Here is an 18,782-nt window from a genome sequence, read left to right as displayed (position 1 = left end):
AAGATGAAAGCTGTCCATAAAGTAGACGCCATGATCCAAAATTCAGTTTTTGCAGGCATTGTCTGCTCGATCGCGTTGTTAATGTGCGGCCAGCCGAGCGCGGTTGCCGCGGAACCACCGGTGCGCATTGCGCTGGTGGTCGGCAACTCGGCCTATGCAGCCGGCCCTGTGCCGGAGCTTGAAAATCCGGCGCGCGATGCGTCGCTGGTGGCCGAACGCCTGCGCGCGTCAGGCTTTGACGTGACGCTGGTGCAGGATGCGCAGCTGGTGCGGTTCAAGTGGGCCGTGGCTGAATTCGGCCGGGCACTGCGCCGTGCGGGGCCGGATGCGACGGGGCTGTTCTACTATGCCGGCCACGCCGTCCAGTCGTTCGGCGCCAACTACCTCCTGCCGGTCGAGACCGATATTGCCGACGCGGCCGACCTCGACCTTGTGGCGGTGGAGGCCAATTCCATCCTGAGGCAGATGAGTTCGGCGCGAAACCGCACCAACATCTTCATTCTCGACGCGTGCCGCAACAACCCGTTTTCCGCCATTCCGGCGTTCGACGACAACGGCCTTGCCGAAATGCGGGCGCCCACCGGCTCGTTTCTCGCCTTTGCGACGGCACCGGGCGCGGTCGCGTTCGACGGTGCGGGCGACAACAGCCCGTTCACCGCGGCGCTGGCCGAAGAAATGATCGAGCCCGGCGCACCCATCGAGGAGGTGTTCCGCAACGTGCGCATCAAGGTGATCGAGACGACAGGCGGCCGGCAGACCCCGTGGGATACGTCCTCGCTCACCCGCGAGTTCACCTTTGTGGAGGAAGCACCGGTGGACCCCGCCGCGCTGGCGGAGGAGCGGTTCTGGGCCAGTGTCTCGGCCCAGCGCGACCTTGCGCAGATCGACCTGTTTCTGAGCGCATATCCCAGCGGACGGTTTGCCGATGCGGCACGGTTGCTGCGGGCCGAGCTCGCACCGCCCGAGGTCGCCGCGCTGGCACCCGATGCAGAGCGTGCTTTGAACGTGACCCCCGCGCCGCCCGCGGCCGCCCCGGTCATCCCCAGCGAACCGGAAGAGACCCTTCTGGCAAGAGCACAAGAAAGCGGTCTGCGCGCTGACTACGAGGCCTACCTTGCCGCCTATCCGGCTGGCGTGTTTGCCAGCCTGGCGCGCGCCGAAATTGCGGCACTGGCGGACGCTGCGCCGGCGCCGCCCCCGGCCGCCGATGCGCCGGGCATCGAATTTTCCGCACTGCCGCCGCCGGACGTTGCAGAAACCACTGACACCAGCGGCGAAATCACCTTCGACAGCCCGCTTGCCGCAGCCCTTCCGGAAATTGGCGGCAAGTCACTCGAAACGCTGATCGAGGGCCATCCGGTCTATCCCCCGATCGAGGGTTTGCCGGAGAGTTTCTGGGCAACGCGCACCTGTTCGGGGTGCCACCAGTGGGAGCGGGCCAACCTTTGCGACCAGGGCAAGAGCTATCTGACGCCGGAACGCGCCGCGATGCTGAAGAAACAGCACCCCTATGGCGGCGAGTTCAAACAGGCGATCCGAACCTGGGCCGAGCAGGGCTGCCCCTGACGGGCGACGCCCCGTGTGCGGCGTGAACCGCTAAGCAGACCGCCGCCCGGCCCGAAGAACCTCAGTGCGCTTCGGCCCAGCTCTTGCCGGCTCTCGCATCCACCTCCAGCGGCACGGCAAGCTGAACCGCGGGCGCTGCGGCACCGACCATCACGCTGCGGATGATGTCGATGGCCTTGTCCGTTTCGCTTTCCGGGGCCTCGAACAGAAGTTCGTCGTGGACCTGCAGCAGCATTCTTGTCGACAGGCCCGCCTCGGCCAGCGCAGGCTCGATCCGCACCATGGCCCGGCGGATGATGTCCGCCGCCGACCCCTGGATCGGCGCATTGATTGCCGCGCGCTCGTAAAATGCGCGCAGCGAGGGGTTGCTCGTGCCGATCTCGGGATAATGGGCGCGGCGGCCGAACAGCGTCGTCACGTAGCCATGCTCGCGCACGAAATTTTTCATGGCGTCCATATAGTCGCGGATGCCGGGGAAGCGCTCGAAGTAGCGCTTGATGTAGGCGCTCGCCTCCTCGCGCGGGATGGCCAGCTGGTTGGCAAGACCGAACGCCGAAATGCCGTAGATGATGCCGAAATTGATGGCCTTCGCCCGGCGGCGCACCGAGGGGTCCATCCCCTTCACCGGCACGCCGAACATCTCGGACGCCGTCATTGCATGAATGTCGAGCCCGTCGGCAAAGGCCTGCCGCAACTGCGGAATGTCGGCCATGTGGGCCAGCACCCGCAGCTCGATCTGCCCGTAGTCCGCCGCAATCAGCTTGGTGCCCGGCGCGGCGACGAAGGCGGTGCGGATCTTGCGGCCTTCCTCGGTGCGGATGGGGATGTTCTGGAGGTTCGGGTCGGTGGAGGACAGGCGGCCCGTGGTGGTCGCCGCCATGGAAAACGTGGTGTGGACCCGCCCGGTTTCGGCGTTGATGTCTTCCTGCAACGCGTCGGTGTAGGTGTTCATCAACTTGGTAAGCTGGCGCCATTCGAGGAGTTTGACGGGCAGCGGGAAGCCTTCGGCAGCCAGTTCGTCCAGCACCTGCGCGCCGGTGGACCATGCGCCCTTCTTGGTCTTCTTGCCGCCGGGGTAGCCGAGCTTGTCGAACAGGATTTCCGACAGCTGCTTGGTGGAGCCGATGTTGAAGCGCTCCCCCGCCAGCTCGTAGATCTCCACCTCGATGCGGGCGAGCGTCTGCGCAAAGTCGCTCGACATGCGTGACAGGACGTTGCGGTCGACCAGAATGCCGGCTGCCTCCATCCGCGCCAGAACGGGCAGCAGCGGCCGCTCCAGCGTCTGGTAGACCGTGGTGACGTTGCTTGCGACGAGGCGCTGGCGCAGGAGCGGCGCCAGGCGCAGGGCAATGTCGGCCTCCTCGGCGGCGTGCCGGGTGGCGGCATCCAGCGAAACATCGCCAAACGGCACGCGGGACTTGCCGGTGCCCATGACATCGCGGTCTTCAATCGGGGTGTGGCCGAGGTAGCGCTTGGACAGGGTGGCAAGGTCGTGGGGGCCGGCGCCGGCTTCGGCCGCGTAGGAGAGGAGACCCGTGTCGTCCAGCGGCGTCACTTCGATGCCTGCCTGCTGGAGCGCCAGAAAGTCACGCTTCATGCCGCCGGAAATCTTGGCGATTCCGGGGGCCTTCAGCGCGGCGGTGAGGAGGGGGAGCGCCTCCTCGGGCGGCATGCCGTTGCTTTCGGCCATCAGGTCGCGCATCGCGTGCTTCAGCGGCACGTAGGCGGCCTTGTTGGGGCCGATGGCAATGGCAATGCCCGCAATTTCGGAAACCATCGGCGCCCCGTCCACCATCCGCACCGCAATGCCGAGCTGGCCCGTTTCTGCTGCCACCGCCAGCCACTCTGCCAGCGTTTCGGGGTCGGTGATGGTCTCGTAGGCGTCAAGGTCGAAGCTGGCGTCGCGCAGCGCCGCTTCCATGCGGGCGGCAAGCGTTTCAGGCGTCTTCGGGCTGTCGTCGGCAATCTCCGCGGGGGCGTCTTCTTCGGCGGGGCCGGCCAGATAGCGCGCATCAGGCGCCACCTTGGCGTGGTCGATCTCATAGTCTTCGGCAATGCGGCGGGTGAGGGTGGAAAAATCCATCGCCTTGAAGAACGCCACCAGCGGCGTGGCATCCATCGCCTTCATGGTGAGGGAGGACAGCGGGTGCTCGACGTCCACCTTGTCGTCGAGGGTCACGAGCTTGCGCGACAGGCGCGCCTGATCGGCAAACTCGATCAGATTCTCGCGCCGCTTGTTCTGCTTGATGGTGCTGGCTTCGGCGAGCAGCGTGTCGAGGTCGCCGAACTCGTCGATCAGCTGCGCCGCGGTCTTCTTGCCGATGCCGGGGACGCCGGGCACGTTGTCGGTCGCGTCGCCGATCAGCGACTGGACGTCCACCACCTTGTCCGGCGCCACGCCGAAATACTCCACCACCTCGTCGACGCCGATGCGCCGCTCGGCCCGCACGCCCATTTTGCTGGCGCCCGCCTTGCGGCCCTCGCCGGAGGCAGGGTCGAACATGGAGATGCGCTCGTCCACCAGCTGCATCAGATCCTTGTCGGCGGACACGATCACCACGTCGGCGCCCTTGGCGGCGGCCTGGCGGGCGTAGGTGGCGATGATGTCGTCCGCCTCGAAACCCGCTTTCTCGATGGGGATGAGGCCGAACGCTTCCACCGCCGCGCGCATCAGCGGGAACTGGGGGATGAGGTCGTCCGGCGGCGCGGAGCGGTTGGCCTTGTATTCGGGATACAGCTCGTTGCGAAACGTGTTCTCGGACTTGTCGAAGATGATGGCGATGTGGGTGGGCTTGAGGTCCGCCGCACCGTCCCGAATGAACTGGTACATCTTGTTGCAGAACAGCCGCACCGCCCCGGTGGGAAGCCCGTCCGCACGATAATTGTATTTCCGGTCTTGGTTCATCGACTGGAAATAGGCGCGGAATACAAAGGATGAGCCGTCGACCAGGAAGACGGTGTCGCCCTTGCCGGGCATTCCAGGTGCTTTCTTTGCGGCGGCCATCGGGGTTCTCCTTCGCGGAGCGCGACATTGGCGGGCGCGCGCAATGCGATCAACCTCCCCGGCGCGCCGCTCCCGTGTTAACAGGGCGGCCGGCGGAGTTCAGCGCCGCATCGCACCGCGCACTCACCGGATGTTAATGAGGGATGTGCCGCAATGATGCCGGCGATCCCCGTAGTGTTGCGTAACGATGGAGACGTTTCTTGCCGGCAGATGACAAAGGCCGCCTTGGCATCAGGCCTGGCGACCGCGCGAAGGATGCGCGGCGCGACAGGACACCGCCCGCCGAAACGCCGCAGAATGCAGGCCGGACGCAGCCGCCGCGGCAGGCCGCGGACGCGCCCCGCGCCAAAAAGCCCGCAGGACGGGCCGCCGATGATGGCGCGCGCACCCTGCGCGAACCGGCAGCGAACGAAGGGACGCGCAAACCTGCCGCTGCCACGGGCGAAAAGGCGTCCCGCAAGGCAGCGCCCCGCCGCGCCGGGGCAGCAGGCGCCAAGACCGTTCCGCTGCGCCCGGCGGCCAATGCACCAGCGCGGCCGCAAGCTGGCAGCGCGCAGGATGCAGCGTCCGGCGAGCGCCCGCGCAAGGCAGCCGGCGGTCAGCCAAGAGCCGCCACCGGAGCGCCGAAAAAGGCAGCGTCGTCGCGCGCGACCAACCCGCGCCGCAGCAGTGCCGACGGAGCGCCCGTCCGCGCCGCCCCGGCGCGCCCCGCAGCCCCGGCCCCGCGCCGGAAGCCGCGCCGGAAATTCAGCTTCGTGCGCTTTGTGTTCCGCATGGGTGTCACGCTCACCCTTCTCGGGATCGTCGCGGTGGGGGGCATCATCGCCTACTACGCCGCCACCATGCCGCCCATTGCCGAATGGGCCGTGCCGGAGCGGCCGCCCAACGTCGCCATTCTGGCCGACGATGGCGCCTTGATCGCCAACCGCGGCGACACCGGCGGCCGTGCCGTCACGCTGGAGAGCCTCCCGGCCCATGTGCCGCAGGCGGTGATTGCCATCGAGGACCGCCGCTTTTACGCGCACCCTGGCGTGGACCCCATCGGCCTTGCCCGCGCCATGGCGACCAACCTTTCGTCCGGCCAGTTGCGCCAGGGCGGCTCGACTCTCTCCCAGCAGCTGGCGAAGAATTTGTTCCTCAGCCCGTCCCGCACCATCGAGCGGAAGATCCAGGAGATGATCCTCGCCGTCTGGCTGGAGATCCAGTACTCGAAGGACGAAATCCTCTCGATGTATCTCAACCGCGTCTATCTGGGCGCAGGCGCTTACGGCGTGGATGGCGCAGCGCGGCAATATTTCGACAAGCCGGCCGAGGATCTGACGATTGCCGAGGCCGCCATGGTGGCCGGCCTCCTGAAGGCCCCGTCCTACTACGCGCCCACCAACAACATCGGTCGGGCGCAGGCCCGCGCGGCCATCGTGGTCGAGGCAATGCGCGAGCAGGGCTACATCACGGACATGGACGCGCTGGTGGCGCGGGAAAACCCGGCAACGGTCCGCGCGCCAAAGGTGGCCACGTCCGGCGGCTATGTGGCGGACTGGGTGGCGGATGTGCTTCCCGGCTTCGTCGGCTCCATCACCGAGGACGTGATTGTCGAGACATCGGTGGACCTGGAGCTTCAGGATCTGGCGCAGGCTGCGCTGCAGGACACGCTCGACACCGAAGGTGCGGCAAAGGGTGTCAGCCAGGGCGCCGTCGTGGTGCTGGATTCCGGCGGCGCGGTGAAGGCGCTGGTTGGCGGGCGAAAATATGGTGACAGCCAGTACAACCGCGCTGTGGACGCGGCCCGCCAGCCGGGCTCCGCGTTCAAGCCGTTCGTCTATCTGGCGGCGCTGGAGGACGGGCTGAGCCCGCAGACCATGCGCATCGACCAGCCCCTCCAGATCGGCAACTGGAAGCCGCAGAACTACAACAAGAAGTATCGCGGCCCGGTTTCGCTGCAGACGGGGCTGTCGCTGTCGCTCAACACCATTGCGGTGCAGCTGGCGATGGAGGTCGGCCCGCAGGCGGTGGTGGACACGGCGCACAGGCTGGGTGTCCGCTCGAACCTTCAGCCCAATGCGTCCATCGCGCTCGGCACCAGCGAAGTGACGCTGCTGGAGCTGACCACCGCATACGTTCCGTTTTCCAACGGCGGGGTCGGCGTCGTCCCCTATGTGATCCGCCGGATCAAGACGGCGGAAGGAAACCTCCTTTACGAGCGGAGCAATGGCGGTTCGCGCGAGGTGCTCACGCTGGAGCACGCCGGCCAGATGAACCAGATGATGGCAGCGACCGTCACATCCGGTACGGCGCGGCGCGCGGAGCTGCCGGGGTGGCAGGCGGCGGGCAAGACCGGCACCAGCCAGGATTGGCGTGACGCGTGGTTCGTCGGCTACACGGCGTTCTTTACGGCGGGGGTGTGGCTCGGCAACGACGACAATTCGCCCACCAAGCGCGCCACCGGCGGCACGCTTCCGGCGGTGTTGTGGAAGCAGCTGATGGAAAATGTGCACGAGGGCATGCGCCCCGCCGAGCTGCCCGGCGCACCGGAAGCTGCAGCCGCCACGCTGGCGATGGACGTGATCCCGGCCGATGATCCGTGGAACGCACCGGCCGTCAGCACCGCGCCGCCGGGGGCCGATGCCGGCGTGGCGCGGGGCGCGCGCGGCTGGGCGGGCGAGCCGGAAAATGCGGGCGGCAGCTTCCTGCGCCGCCTGTTTGGCGGCTGACCGGCCAGACGGAGGGGCAAGGGCCGAACAAGGCCCGTGCAGGATAGGCAGGGTAGTGAATGGTGGCGTAAAACCCGGAGTACCGCCATGTTGCCTGAGCACCCGTCTTCCTCGCTGGTCCATGTGTTGTCCGAGCTTGCGGTGGCGGCCGACGCCGCCGGCCACATGGACGTTGTGGACTGGGCGCGTTCCGAACTCGGCGGCTACCGGAGCGACGTGCCGGCCTACCGCCACGTCCACGGCGTGCCCATGGGCTTCAACCCCATGCGCGGCTGGATCCCGGTCTATCTGGAAGACCGCAACCTCCTGAAGCGAATTGGCGGGCACACCCTGCGCCAGAGCATCGGCAACATCGAGCAGGCGGTTGCCAACTCGCGCAACGGCAAGGCCTACGTCCACTACACCGCCGAGCAGATCGCATTCATCAACGCGGCCGGCACCATCCGCTATGCCCAGATGGCCAGCAACATCGACGTTGCGTCCCTCGCGTCCGTGGTGGACAGCGTGCGCTCTCTGGCTGCGTCCTGGCAGAAAAAGCTGGGCACGCTGCAGGTTCCCGTCGCACCGGAGCACCAGTCCGCCGCGCACTGACAGCCTCTGCCGCCTCAACGCGGGGGCGTTGCAGGGGGGGAGACGGTCGCATAACCTCGTGGCAAATATGCTTGACCGGGGTTCCGCCATCACCAATCGCTTCAGTCTTGCCGGCCGCGTTGCCCTTGTCACCGGAGCCAGCCGCGGGATCGGGCAGGCACTCGCTGTGGGCCTTGCCGAGGCGGGCGCAGACATCGTGGCCGTCGCCCGCTCTCAAGATGGCCTTGAACGGACGGCCGAAGCGGTCACTGCGGCAGGGCGCACCTGCGTGTCCAAGGCCGCCGATCTTGCCGCGCCGGGCGGGATCGACCGCCTGTTCGCCGACCTTGCGGCTGACGGCCTGACGCCCACCATCCTCGTCAACAATGCCGGCACCGAGGACGTCGCCCCCTCGCGCGACGTGACGGAAGCGCAGTGGGACACCATCGTCGGCACCAACCTCAAGGCGGCATTCTTCGTGGCGCAGGCGTTCGCCCGGCAGACCGAGGCCGGCGCCATCCTCAACCTCGGCTCGCTGAGTTCGGCCGTCGGCATTCCCACCGCAACGCCGTACACCGCCTCAAAATCCGGCATTCTGGGGATGACGCGCGCACTAGCGGCCGAATGGGCGCCCGCAATCCGCGTCAATGCGCTCGGCCCGGGCTATTTCCGCACCGCAATGACGGAGGGGTTTTACGCCGATCCCGCCTGGCAGGACGCGATGCGGGCGAAAATCCCCATGCGGCGTTTTGGCCAGATGGACGACCTCAGCGGCGCTGCAGTCTTCCTTGTGAGCGACGCTTCGGCGTATGTGACGGGGCAGATCATTTATGTCGATGGCGGGACTCTTGCTTCGCTCTGAACCCATGTGTCCGACCCCGAAGAAACCACCCGTCGCCACCAGCGCCCAGCGTGTGCAATGACCGCCAGCGGTTGGTCATCGTCCGCCGCGGGATGGATCGCAGCGCAGCAGGGCGGCGGCGATTTTGCGCGCAAACACGTGCTCGACGGCCCGATGATGGCGCACGCCACGGCAAAGCCGCCCCGGCGTGCGCTGGATGTGGGCTGCGGTGAGGGCCGCTTCTGCCGGATGCTCGCCAATGCCGGCATTGCGGCAACCGGGCTCGACCCCACGCCCGCGCTGATTGACGAGGCCCGCACCCGCGACACGCTCGGCCAGTACGTGATCGGCACTGCGGAAGCCCTGCCCTTCGAGATCGGGCGGTTCGACCTTGTGGTGAGCTACCTCACCCTGATCGACATTGACGACATCGACCGCGCCATTGCCGAGATGATCCGTGTTCTTGCGCCCGGCGGCACGTTGCTGGTGGCAAACCTCGCGCCGATGGTCACTGCCAACCCGCACCACGGCTTTGTGGAGGCGGACGGCAACAGCATCTGGCCGGTGGACGACTACCTGGCCCCGCGCGCCGAATGGGTGGCGTGGGACGATATCCGCGTGCGCAACTGGCACCGGCCGCTCGGCCAGTACATGCACGCCTTTCTGGCCGGAGGGCTGATACTGCGCGCATTTGAAGAACCGGTGCCCACAGGCGGTGACCCGGCGCGCGTGGCGCGCTATTGCCGGGTGCCGTGGTTCCAGATCATGGCGTGGACCAAGCCGGAAGGGCAGATCGCATGAGTTCTGAAATGGTTGCGATCGACGGAGTGACCAAGCGCTTCGGCACGTTCGAAGCGGTGGCGGACGCCGCATTCACGCTGGATCGCGGCAAGTTCCTCACGATTGTCGGCCCGTCCGGCTGCGGCAAGACCACGCTGCTCCGCATGCTCGCCGGGTTCGAACGGCCGAGTGCCGGCAGCATTCGCATCAACGGGGACGACGTTTCGGCGGTGCCGGCGCACAAACGTGCCATCGGCATGGTGTTCCAGCGCCTTGCCCTGTTTCCGCACATGACGGCCGCGGAAAACATCGCCTACCCCATGCGCCGGCGCGGCCACCCCAAGGCCGAAATCGGCCCCCGTGTTGCCGAAATGCTGGACCTTGTGCGGCTCCCCGGCCTTGGCGACAGGCGCCCGCACGAGCTGTCCGGCGGCCAGCAGCAGCGCATTGCCATTGCCCGTGCGCTTTCCTTCCGGCCCGATCTTCTCCTTCTGGACGAGCCGCTGTCGGCGCTCGACAAGAAGCTGCGCGAAGACATGCAGCTGGAATTTCGCCGCATCCAGCAGGACCTCGGCGTCACCACCATCAACGTGACCCACGACCAGCGGGAAGCGCTGGTGATGTCCGACAAGATTGTGGTGATGAATGAGGGCCGCATCCAGCAGACCGACACCCCGCACACGCTCTACCACGCCCCCAAAACCCGCTTTGTCGCGACGTTCCTCGGCGTTACCTCGATGCTTCCGGGCAAGGTCGAAAAGGCCGACGGCGAAAGCCTCTGCGTGCGCATCGGCGAGACGACGCTGCTGGCGCGGGGCGCCGCCGATGCAGGCGCAGAGGTCGACTGCGCGGTCCGTGCCGAGCACGTCACCATTGTGGCAGGAGACGGCCCGCTGGGGCTGGACAACGAATTGCACGGCCGCGTGGCGCAGGTGGTGTTCGAGGGCGAGCGCACCGCGCTGATTGTGGACGTCTCGGCGCTCGGCGGCCCATCGGTGCAGGCGTTCGACCTCGACCCCGCCAGCCATGCCCCCTTTAGCGTCGGAGACCCGGTCACCGTGGGCTTCGACAAGGCGCATCTGTTCGCGTTCCCAAAATGAAAACACCAAGGAGCATCACATGACCAAATTGACCCGTCGTACCGTGCTTGCGGGGACCGCCGCTGGCGCGTCCGTGCTGGCCATGCCGTCCATCCTGCGGGCGCAGGACAAGCCCTCCGAGCTGATCGTCCGCGCCTGGGGCGGTGCCTGGGGCGATGCGCTGAAGTCCGGCGTGACCGATCCCTTCACCGCAAAGACCGGCGTTCCCGTCCGCCTCGACTTTACCGAGGACAACGAAATCAAGCCGAAGATCTGGGCCGCCGTCGACCAGGGCCGGATCCCGCCGATCCACGTCAACTGGGACACCTCCACCAACGCCACCATCTCGGCGCTGCGCGGCGTCACGGTGGACCTGTCGGACCTCTCCAACCTCAAGGGTCTGCTGCCGCTTGCCAAGCCGGTGGGCCTCGAAGGCTACCCGCTCGTCAACACCTACGCCTATGTCTATGTCTGCGCGTACCGGCCGGAAGCCTTCCCCGATGGCCCGCCCGACAGCTGGACGGTGATGCTGGACCCCAAGTTCAAGGGCCGGGTCGCGCTGTATGACGACGGGATCGGCTTCAACCCCATTGCTGTCCTTGCCGGTGGCGGCACGTTCGACGACATTCCGGGCAACATGGAGCCCGCATGGGAATTCTACCGCAAGCTGAAGGCCAACGCGCCGCTTCTGGGTGAAGATCCGGACTTCACGTCCTGGTTCCAGAATGGCGAGATCGACCTTGCGTGCACTATCTCGGTGAATGCGCGGGCGGCCAAGCAGAGCGGCATCAACGTGGAGTGGACCGTCCCCAAGGAAGGCTGCAAGGTCGACACCGACGGGCTGTGGATCCCCAAGGGCCTGCCCGCCAACGAGGAGCACTGGGCCAAGGAACTGGTCAACTACGCCCTCACCGAAGAAGCGCAGAAGGCCTGGTGCGGCGCCCTTGGCCTGCCGCCGGTCTACCCCGGCATCGCGCCCCCGGCGGACCTTGTGGGCGACCCGTCCTATCCCACAAAGCCTGAGGATTTTGCCGATCTGGTGTCGGTGCCGACGCCGATCCTGGTGGAAAACCAGCCGATCTGGTTCTCCAAATTCTCCGAAATCTTCCAGGGCTGATCCGGGCGGGCCGCCACCCCGGCGGCCCCTCCATTTGCACATGAACACAGATACGCCCACCAAACGCCGCTTCGCCGGCTGGCTCCTTCTGGCGCCGGCCCTCCTTCTGGTGGGCGTGCTTCTGATCGGCCTTGGCTGGATGCTGGAGCTGTCGCTCCACGAGCTCGACATTTCCACCTACCGCCTGAAGCCCGAATACACCTTCGCCAACTACGAGACGGCGCTTGGCCGCGGCGTCACGTGGCGCATTCTGGCGCGCACGCTGGCGGGTGCTGCCATCGTCACCGCGGTCACGCTGCTGCTTGCCTTCCCATACGCCTATCTTCTTGTGCGCACCGCCTCGGCTGGGGTGCGCAAGGCACTGCTGGTGGCGCTGTTCCTGCCCTTCTTCATCGGACAGGTGGTCCGCGCCTATGGCTGGCTCATCATTCTGGGCCGGGAGGGGCTGGTAAATTCGGCGCTCACCGGGCTCGGGCTGCCGCCGCAGGAAATGCTGTTCACCTACGGCACGGTCCTGTTCGGCCTCATCCAGTACATGCTGCCCTTTGCGGTGCTTCTCATCATCCCCGCGCTGTCGGCCATCCCGGAAGATATCGAGCGCGCGTCCGAAGGGCTCGGCGCAAGCTGGGTTGCCACATTCGCGCACGTTGTCCTGCCAATGGCGCGGCCCGGCCTCATCGGCGCATCCGTGGTGGTGTTCACGCTGACGCTGACCGACTTCGCGATGCCGGAGATTCTGGGTGGCGGCACGCAGGATTTCTTCGCCAGCGCCATCTACGACGCGTTCTTCCAGATTTCCAATTCCGGCCTCGGCGCTGCCCTAGCCATTGTCCTCACGCTGATCGGCAGCCTCATCGTGGCGCTGGTTTTTGCGCTGGCGGGGACGGGTACGCTGGGCTTCAGGCAAAGCGATTGAGCGGGCCGGCACGGGGAAGGGCGGCGATCCGCGCCCTCAACATTCCGGCAAAAAACCTGCATAGTTCCGGCACGTCACCTTAAAGCTGTCCATGAACCTTTCCAAAGCCATCGTCCTGTGGACGCTCACCGCCTTCTCGCTGATCACGCTCAGCCTGCCGACGCTCATCGTCATCGGCGCGTCGTTCACGGCGGGCGATATCATCGCGTTTCCGCCGGACGGGCTGTCACTGCGCTGGTACGGCGAGATGTGGGCGCTGGACAGCTTCAAGCAGGCTCTGGGGCGCACCTTTTACGTGTCGATCATCTGCACGCTGGTGGCGATCCCAGCTGGCACGCTGGCCGCAATCGCGTTGGCGCGCTACCGCTTCCGGGCGCGAACCGCCATTCAGGTCTACCTGCTCCTGCCATTCACCATTCCGTTGGTGGTCTCTGGCATTGCGATGATGCTGCTGTTCGGCGAGATCCGCATTCTGGGCCAGCTCTGGCCGGTGGGGGTGGGGCTTTGCATCATCAACCTGCCCTTCATGATCTGGGCGGTGGCCGCATCGGTGAACGCGCTCGACCCCGAGATCGAGAACGCCGCGGCCAATTGCGGCGCGGGGCCGCTGGCGGCCTTCCTCACGGTCACGCTGCCCGCGGTGGCGCCCGGCGTCATCACCGGCGCGCTCCTCATGTTCATTCTGGCGTTCAACGAGTTTCTGGTGAGCCTGTTTCTGACCGACAGCCGCACAGTCACGCTCCCAGTGCAGATCTACAATTCCATCCGCAGCGTCATCACGCCCGACCTTGCGGCCGTCTCGGTGCTATACATTCTCATCGCACTCGTGGCCGTGTGGCTCCTCGACCGTCTCGTCGGCCTCGACATCTTTCTGAAATCGAAGTGAAACCGCCAATGCCTGAAGTCAGCGTCCACGTCCTCAAATCCCTGTCGGCGGAGGCCCGCGCAAAACTTCTCACCCGCGTGGAGGGCGACCTCGGTCCGTTCATGGAAAAGGCCGCTCCCATCATCGAGGCGGTGCGCACCGAAGGCGACGCCGCGCTCGCCCGCTTTGCGCAGCAATTCGACAAGTCACCCGTCACCGAAGACGCGATCGCCGCAACACCGGCCGATTTCGATGCCGCGTTCGACAGTGTCGAGCGCGAGATGATCGACGTTCTGGAGATGGCCGTCGACAATGTGCGCCGTTTCCACGAAGCGCAGATGCCGACGGAAATGTGGATGAAGGAGATGGCGCCCGGCATCCATTGCGGCGAGCGGTCGAGCCCCATCCCGTCCGTCGCCTGCTACGTGCCCCGCGGCAAGGGCTCGTTCCCGTCGGTCGTCAACATGACGGCGGTGCCGGCGGTGGTGGCCGGTGTGCCGCTGCCGATCATCGTGACGCCGCCAGGGCCGGACGGGAAGGTGGACGCTGCAACGCTGGTCGCCGCGCGTCTTGCGGGCGTGGAGCGCGTGTTCAAGTGCGGCGGGGCGCAGGCCGTCGCCGCCGTTGCGTACGGCACGCAGACCGTGCCCAAGTGCGTAAAATTCGTCGGCCCCGGCAGCCCGTGGGTGATTGCCGCCAAGCGGCTCCTGTCGGGCATGATCGACCCCGGCCCCCCCGCCGGCCCGTCAGAGTCGATCGTTCTGGCCGATGAGACCGCCAACGGCCGCGTCGCCGCGCTGGATCTTCTCAACGAGAGCGAGCACGGCCCGGACTCGTCGGCCTATCTGGTGACCAATTCGCAGCGGGTGGCCGACGAGGTTCTGGCCGCCATTCCGGGCTACTGGGCGCACATGGGCGACGAGCGCACCGGCTACAGCCAGGCTGTGCTGTGCGGCGCGCGGGGCGGCATCGTCGTGTGCGAGACGATGGAGGACGCCATCGCCTTCACCAACGATTATGCGCCCGAGCACCTGCAGGTGCACTCCAAGAGCCCCTACGACTATCTCGGCGCGTTGAAGAATGCCGGCGAGATCCTGCTGGGCGAGCACAGCGCCATCTGCCTTGGCAACTACGCGCTGGGCCCCAACGCTGTGCTGCCCACAAACGCCACCGCCATGACCCGTTCGCCGCTGGGTGTGCACGATTATCTGAAGCTGACATCCATCGCCCACGTGACGAAGAAGGGCTACGACAGCCTCGCCCCGCAGGTGCGCCGCTTTGCCGAGTATGAAGGCTTCGAGGCCCACGCCAACGCGGTGTCGCCGCTGCGCGAAAAGGCGTTCAACGGAGAGTAGGCGTGGAGATCGCGCCGCTTTCCACGCCGGATGAGGCGCAGATCGGCGCGATCGTCACCCTGTGGGAGGCGTGCGGTCTGACACGCGCCTGGAATGATCCGCGCGCGGATATTGTCCGTGCGGTCAATGGGCCGGCCTCGGCCTTGCTGGTGGGGCGGATTGGCGCGGACACTGTGGCCACCGCCATGGTCGGCCACGATGGGCATCGCGGCGCGGTCTACTACATGGCGGTTGCTCCCGGGCACCAGCGAGCGGGGCACGGCGCGGCGATGATGGCAGCCGTGGAAGCGTGGCTGCGCCTGCACGGCGCGCCAAAGCTCAACCTGATGGTTCGGCCGGAAAACCGTGCCGTGGCGGCTTTCTACCGCGCTCTCGGCTATGGCGAGGAAGAGCGGCTCGTCCTCGCCAAAAGGCTTTAGGCGGGCTGGCGTTTTTGCGGACCGCCGGGTTTGTCAGCCGGTGCGGGCGAGGAGCCGGGGCGGCTGGAAGCGGGCCTCCGCCATCCGGTCCGCCACGGCTGAAGTGGGCTCGCTCCGGCGGCTGGCTTCCGCGAAGATGGCCTCCAGACGGTCGCCGATCCCGTCGATCCGTGAGCGGACGGCCGCATCGTCCCAGCCAAAATAGTCCGCACACATCTTGATGACGCCGCCGGCATTCAGCACGTAGTCCGGCGCGTAGAGGATGCCGCGGGCGCGCAGGAACTCACCGTCTTCAGGTGTCGCGAGCTGGTTGTTGGCAGCGCCCGCCACGGCGGCGACCTTCAGCTGCGCAATTGTCTGCCGGTTCAGGACGCTGCCCAGTGCGTTGGGGGAGAAAATGTCTGCCTCCACGGCAGCAATGTCGCGCACGTCCACCACAGTGGCACCAAGCTCGGCCACGGCGCGGCGCACTGCGGTGCGGTCGATGTCCGCCACGGTGAGCCGTGCCCCGGCAGCGCGCAGCCGCGCGGCCAGACCGAAGCCCACATTGCCGAGGCCCTGGATGGTGACGTGAAGGTTGCAGAGGTCCCGCCCGATGGCGCGCGCGGTGGCCGCAACGCCAGCAAACACCCCGTCCGCCGTTGCGGGGGAGGGGTCGCCCCTGCCGCCGGCAGCCAGGGGAAGGCCGGTCACATGGCGGGTGCGGGCGGCAATGCGCTTCATGTCGTCCGGCGTGGAGCCGATGTCTTCTGCGGCGATGTAGCGGCCGCCGAGACCGTCCACCATCTCGCCCAGCGCCTCGAACATGCCGGGCGTCTTCGCGCCCCGGCCGGGAAGCATCAGCACAGCCTTGCCGCCCCCCAGCGGCAGGTCGGCCATGGCCGCCTTGTACGTCATGGCGCGGGAGAGACGCAGCGCGTCGGTCAGTGCGCCGGTGGCGTTGGCGTAGGTCCACGCCCGCACGCCGCCGAGCGAGGGGCCGCGCTGCGTGTTGTGGACCGCAACGATGGCGCAAAGCCCGCTGTTCTGGTCGTAGGTGTGAACGACGGTCTCGTGTCCGTCGAATGCGGGATTGTCGAACATGGGCTCAGCCTCGCCGATTTTGGGTCGAACGGATGCAGTATGAAGTGCTAACGTGACGGTACGCAGGCAACCGGCGCAGCCGTTGCTGATACACTCTGACGCTGTCGCGAAGGTTGCCCGTTGTCCGTTTCCACCCCCGCCGCGCGGAAGAAAACCCCGGTGCGGGATGCCGAGCGGACCCGTGCCGCCATTCTTGCCGCGGCAACCGTCGAGTTCACGTCACACGGATTTTCCGGTGCCAGCGTCAACGAGGTTGCGGCCCGCGCACAGATCAACAAGCGGATGCTGTACCATTATTTCGGCAACAAGGAGGGGCTCTACCTCGCCGTGCTGGAGGAGGCCTACGCCGGCATCCGCAGCGCCGAGAACAAGCTCCGCCTCAGCCACCTGCCGCCGGTGGAAGCGATGCGGAGCCTCGTCCTCTTCACATGGGACTACTTTGTCGCCCATCCGGAATTTCTCAGCCTTCTCAACACCGAAAACATGCACAAGGCGCAGCACCTGCAAAAATCGGAGCGGGTGCGGGACATGCATTCGCCGCTGGTGGGGATGATTGCGACCATTCTCAAGCGCGGCGCCGAGGAGGGCATCTTCCGAAAGGATGTGGACCCCGTGCAGATCTACATCTCCATCGCCGCGCTGGGGTTCTTCTACCTCTCCAACCGCCACACCCTGTCGACCATCTTTGTCCGCGACCTCAATGCGCCGGAGGCGCTGGATGCACGGCGCGAGCACATCGCCGACGTGGTCCTCAGCTATCTGCGCTAGCCTTCAGTTCAGCGCGGGTGCTTCTTGCCGCCGTGGCTGCGCAGGCGCAGCGCAAAGCCCTTCAGGGGACGGCTCTCGGGGTGGTCTTCATCAGCGTTCGCGCCGTAGGCCTTGGCGAGGGGACTGGCGCTGATGCCGTGGAGGATGATCGACAGGGCGACCGTGAGAATGACGGTGGCCTTCACATCGGTCATGTCGCCGACGTCGTATTCCTCCAGCACCAGAAGCAGGTAGATGATCGAGGCGAGCCCCCGCGGGCCGAACCAGCCGATGAACAGCACCGTGACCGGCCGCACCGGTGCACCAACGAGGCTGAGCGCAACCGGCACCATCCGCAGAACGGTGAGCGACAGCACGGCGTAGAGCAGATGGCGCCAGCCGACGTCGGACGCAATGTCCGGCAGCAGGATAGCACCGAAAAGGGTGAAGACGATCAGCGTCAGAAGCTGGCCCTCGGCCTCCCCGAACGCGCCTGCGGCGGCCCGCACCGCATTGGAGCGGGCGGCCACCACCAGCCCGCAGGCAAAGGCCGCGATGAAGCCGTTGCCGCCAATGAGCTCGGCGCCGCCGTAGGCCACCAGCGGCAGCGCCAGTGTCCCGATCTTGAGGTAGATCTCAGCCATCCAGTCATGGGCGAGCGCCTTCTCAGCCGCCCATGACCCGGCCCAGCCCACAAAAACACCCGCTGCCGGACCGAGCAGGATCTGCAATGCGGCAAAGGTGACAAAGTCGGCCGTGCTCTTGTCCACGCTCGCCTGCGCAAGGGCGGCGACCACCAGCAAGGCCGGAAAGGCGAGGCCGTCGTTGAGGCCGCTTTCCACGTTGATGGCCTGGCGGATGCGCTGGGGCACCCTCGGGTTGGCCACCACGGACTGACCGAGCGCGGCATCCGTCGGTGCCAGGATGACGCCAAGGATTGCAGCGCCCCAGAGGCCAAGCGCTGGAAACAGCAGCCAGGCCGCGCCGGTGCCGGCAATGATTGCCAGAGGCAAGCCGATCAGGAGGAGGCGGATGGGGATGGCGTGCTGGACGCTGAGCTCGGTCACGTCGATGCGCGATGCATCGGTGAACAGCGTCAGGATGAGGGTGATTTCAGCCAGCGCGTGGATGAGTGCGCTGGTCGCCGGCAGCTCGATCAGTCCAAGGCCGGCACCGCTGACGACAACGCCAAGCGCTGCAAACGCCATGGGCGGCGTGACGAGGCTGTCCTCGGCTTTTTTCGACAGCAGCGAAAAGGCGAGCACGGCGCCCGCCAGAATGAGCAAGTCCGACGGGTTCACGCACAATCTCCCATGACGGGCGCGGATGCGCCCGGTGGCAGACCTATGTCTCTTTCAAAACCCGTGCGCTTGTGAAGAGGGTTTCGGCAATCGCGGCTGAAAGATCAGTCCTGACGATGGTGACCGGAGACAATTTCGTATTCGCCATCGATGATCGTCGCGGGGCGGCGCTGGGTGGCGTGAACACGGGCGCGGACGGGCTCTTCCTCGCGCCGGGGCGAGAGAAGCATCGCAGCCCCACCCACAATGGCGAGACAGATCGCAACGACCGTGCCGACCATAAAGGCGGCAATCAGCACTGCCGTGACAGCGACGATCGCGAGAGCGGAACGGGCGGCATTAACAACATTCATGGCGTTGCCCTTCGATTGAAGCGGGAATGAGCGGCGTCCTCGCCGCGTCCCGTACTGATCTGGTGCTTTTTCCGG

Annotated in this window: 16 protein-coding genes; 12 read left to right on the top strand and 4 right to left on the bottom strand. The window is 66.5% G+C overall.

Annotated features, from left to right (window positions below; translation table 11 throughout):
- Positions 1–30: 30 nt before the first annotated feature.
- Positions 31–1,566, top strand: a complete 1,536-nt coding sequence (locus RDV64_RS04770; protein ID WP_309198137.1) for a caspase family protein — start codon at positions 31–33, stop codon at positions 1,564–1,566.
- 61 nt (positions 1,567–1,627) lie between these two features.
- Here the strand turns inward: RDV64_RS04770 and polA are convergent, their stop codons facing one another.
- Positions 1,628–4,570 carry a DNA polymerase I gene (polA, locus tag RDV64_RS04765; protein WP_309198136.1) on the bottom strand — a complete coding sequence of 981 codons (2,943 nt, stop codon included), beginning with the start codon at positions 4,568–4,570 and terminating at the stop codon, positions 1,628–1,630.
- 200 nt (positions 4,571–4,770) lie between these two features.
- Between polA and RDV64_RS04760 the strand changes: the two genes are divergently transcribed.
- The 10 genes from RDV64_RS04760 (at position 4,771) to RDV64_RS04715 (ending at position 15,223) form a co-directional block, all read left to right on the top strand.
- A complete protein-coding gene (locus RDV64_RS04760; protein WP_309198135.1) occupies positions 4,771–7,281 on the top strand; it encodes a PBP1A family penicillin-binding protein in 2,511 nt (836 codons plus the stop codon).
- Positions 7,282–7,368: 87 nt separating this feature from the next.
- Positions 7,369–7,872, top strand: a complete 504-nt coding sequence (locus RDV64_RS04755; RefSeq protein ID WP_309198134.1) for a hypothetical protein — start codon at positions 7,369–7,371, stop codon at positions 7,870–7,872.
- A gap of 67 nt (positions 7,873–7,939) precedes the next feature.
- Positions 7,940–8,713: an SDR family oxidoreductase gene (locus RDV64_RS04750; protein WP_309199433.1), complete on the top strand. Its 774-nt coding sequence runs from the start codon at positions 7,940–7,942 to the stop codon at positions 8,711–8,713.
- A 57-nt stretch (positions 8,714–8,770) separates the two neighbouring features.
- On the top strand, positions 8,771–9,493 hold the full coding sequence (locus RDV64_RS04745; RefSeq protein WP_309198133.1) for a class I SAM-dependent methyltransferase: 723 nt from the start codon (positions 8,771–8,773) through the stop codon (positions 9,491–9,493).
- On the top strand, positions 9,490–10,572 hold the full coding sequence (locus tag RDV64_RS04740; protein ID WP_309198132.1) for an ABC transporter ATP-binding protein: 1,083 nt from the start codon (positions 9,490–9,492) through the stop codon (positions 10,570–10,572). Before RDV64_RS04745 ends, RDV64_RS04740 begins: the two co-directional genes overlap by 4 nt.
- Before the next feature lie 19 nt (positions 10,573–10,591).
- Positions 10,592–11,668, top strand: coding sequence for a PotD/PotF family extracellular solute-binding protein (locus RDV64_RS04735; RefSeq protein WP_309198131.1), 1,077 nt, complete (start codon positions 10,592–10,594; stop codon positions 11,666–11,668).
- A 40-nt stretch (positions 11,669–11,708) separates the two neighbouring features.
- Positions 11,709–12,584 carry an ABC transporter permease gene (locus tag RDV64_RS04730; RefSeq protein ID WP_309198130.1) on the top strand — a complete coding sequence of 292 codons (876 nt, stop codon included), beginning with the start codon at positions 11,709–11,711 and terminating at the stop codon, positions 12,582–12,584.
- A gap of 91 nt (positions 12,585–12,675) precedes the next feature.
- Positions 12,676–13,470: an ABC transporter permease gene (locus RDV64_RS04725; RefSeq protein WP_309198129.1), complete on the top strand. Its 795-nt coding sequence runs from the start codon at positions 12,676–12,678 to the stop codon at positions 13,468–13,470.
- An 8-nt stretch (positions 13,471–13,478) separates the two neighbouring features.
- Positions 13,479–14,804 (top strand): histidinol dehydrogenase, encoded by a 1,326-nt coding sequence (gene hisD, locus RDV64_RS04720; RefSeq protein WP_309198128.1) that lies wholly within the window; start codon positions 13,479–13,481, stop codon positions 14,802–14,804.
- 2 nt (positions 14,805–14,806) lie between these two features.
- Complete coding sequence (locus RDV64_RS04715; RefSeq protein WP_309198127.1) at positions 14,807–15,223, top strand: GNAT family acetyltransferase; 417 nt, start codon at positions 14,807–14,809, stop codon at positions 15,221–15,223.
- Positions 15,224–15,256: 33 nt separating this feature from the next.
- On the opposite strand, the gene RDV64_RS04710 is transcribed toward RDV64_RS04715, so the two are convergent.
- On the bottom strand, positions 15,257–16,306 hold the full coding sequence (locus RDV64_RS04710) for a Glu/Leu/Phe/Val dehydrogenase dimerization domain-containing protein (RefSeq protein WP_309198126.1): 1,050 nt from the start codon (positions 16,304–16,306) through the stop codon (positions 15,257–15,259).
- A 120-nt stretch (positions 16,307–16,426) separates the two neighbouring features.
- On the opposite strand from RDV64_RS04710, the gene RDV64_RS04705 reads away from it, so the two are divergent.
- Positions 16,427–17,074 carry a TetR/AcrR family transcriptional regulator gene (locus RDV64_RS04705; protein ID WP_309198125.1) on the top strand — a complete coding sequence of 216 codons (648 nt, stop codon included), beginning with the start codon at positions 16,427–16,429 and terminating at the stop codon, positions 17,072–17,074.
- A gap of 8 nt (positions 17,075–17,082) precedes the next feature.
- Here the strand turns inward: RDV64_RS04705 and RDV64_RS04700 are convergent, their stop codons facing one another.
- Positions 17,083–18,354 carry a sodium:proton antiporter gene (locus tag RDV64_RS04700; protein ID WP_309198124.1) on the bottom strand — a complete coding sequence of 424 codons (1,272 nt, stop codon included), beginning with the start codon at positions 18,352–18,354 and terminating at the stop codon, positions 17,083–17,085.
- Positions 18,355–18,458: 104 nt separating this feature from the next.
- Positions 18,459–18,707 (bottom strand): hypothetical protein, encoded by a 249-nt coding sequence (locus tag RDV64_RS04695; protein ID WP_309198123.1) that lies wholly within the window; start codon positions 18,705–18,707, stop codon positions 18,459–18,461.
- Positions 18,708–18,782: the final 75 nt, after the last annotated feature.

The organism is Acuticoccus sp. MNP-M23, assembly GCF_031195445.1.
Taxonomy (GTDB): domain Bacteria; phylum Pseudomonadota; class Alphaproteobacteria; order Rhizobiales; family Amorphaceae; genus Acuticoccus.
The sequence above is the reverse complement of the archived record's forward strand: the minus strand, read 5'-3'. Positions and strand labels throughout refer to the sequence as shown.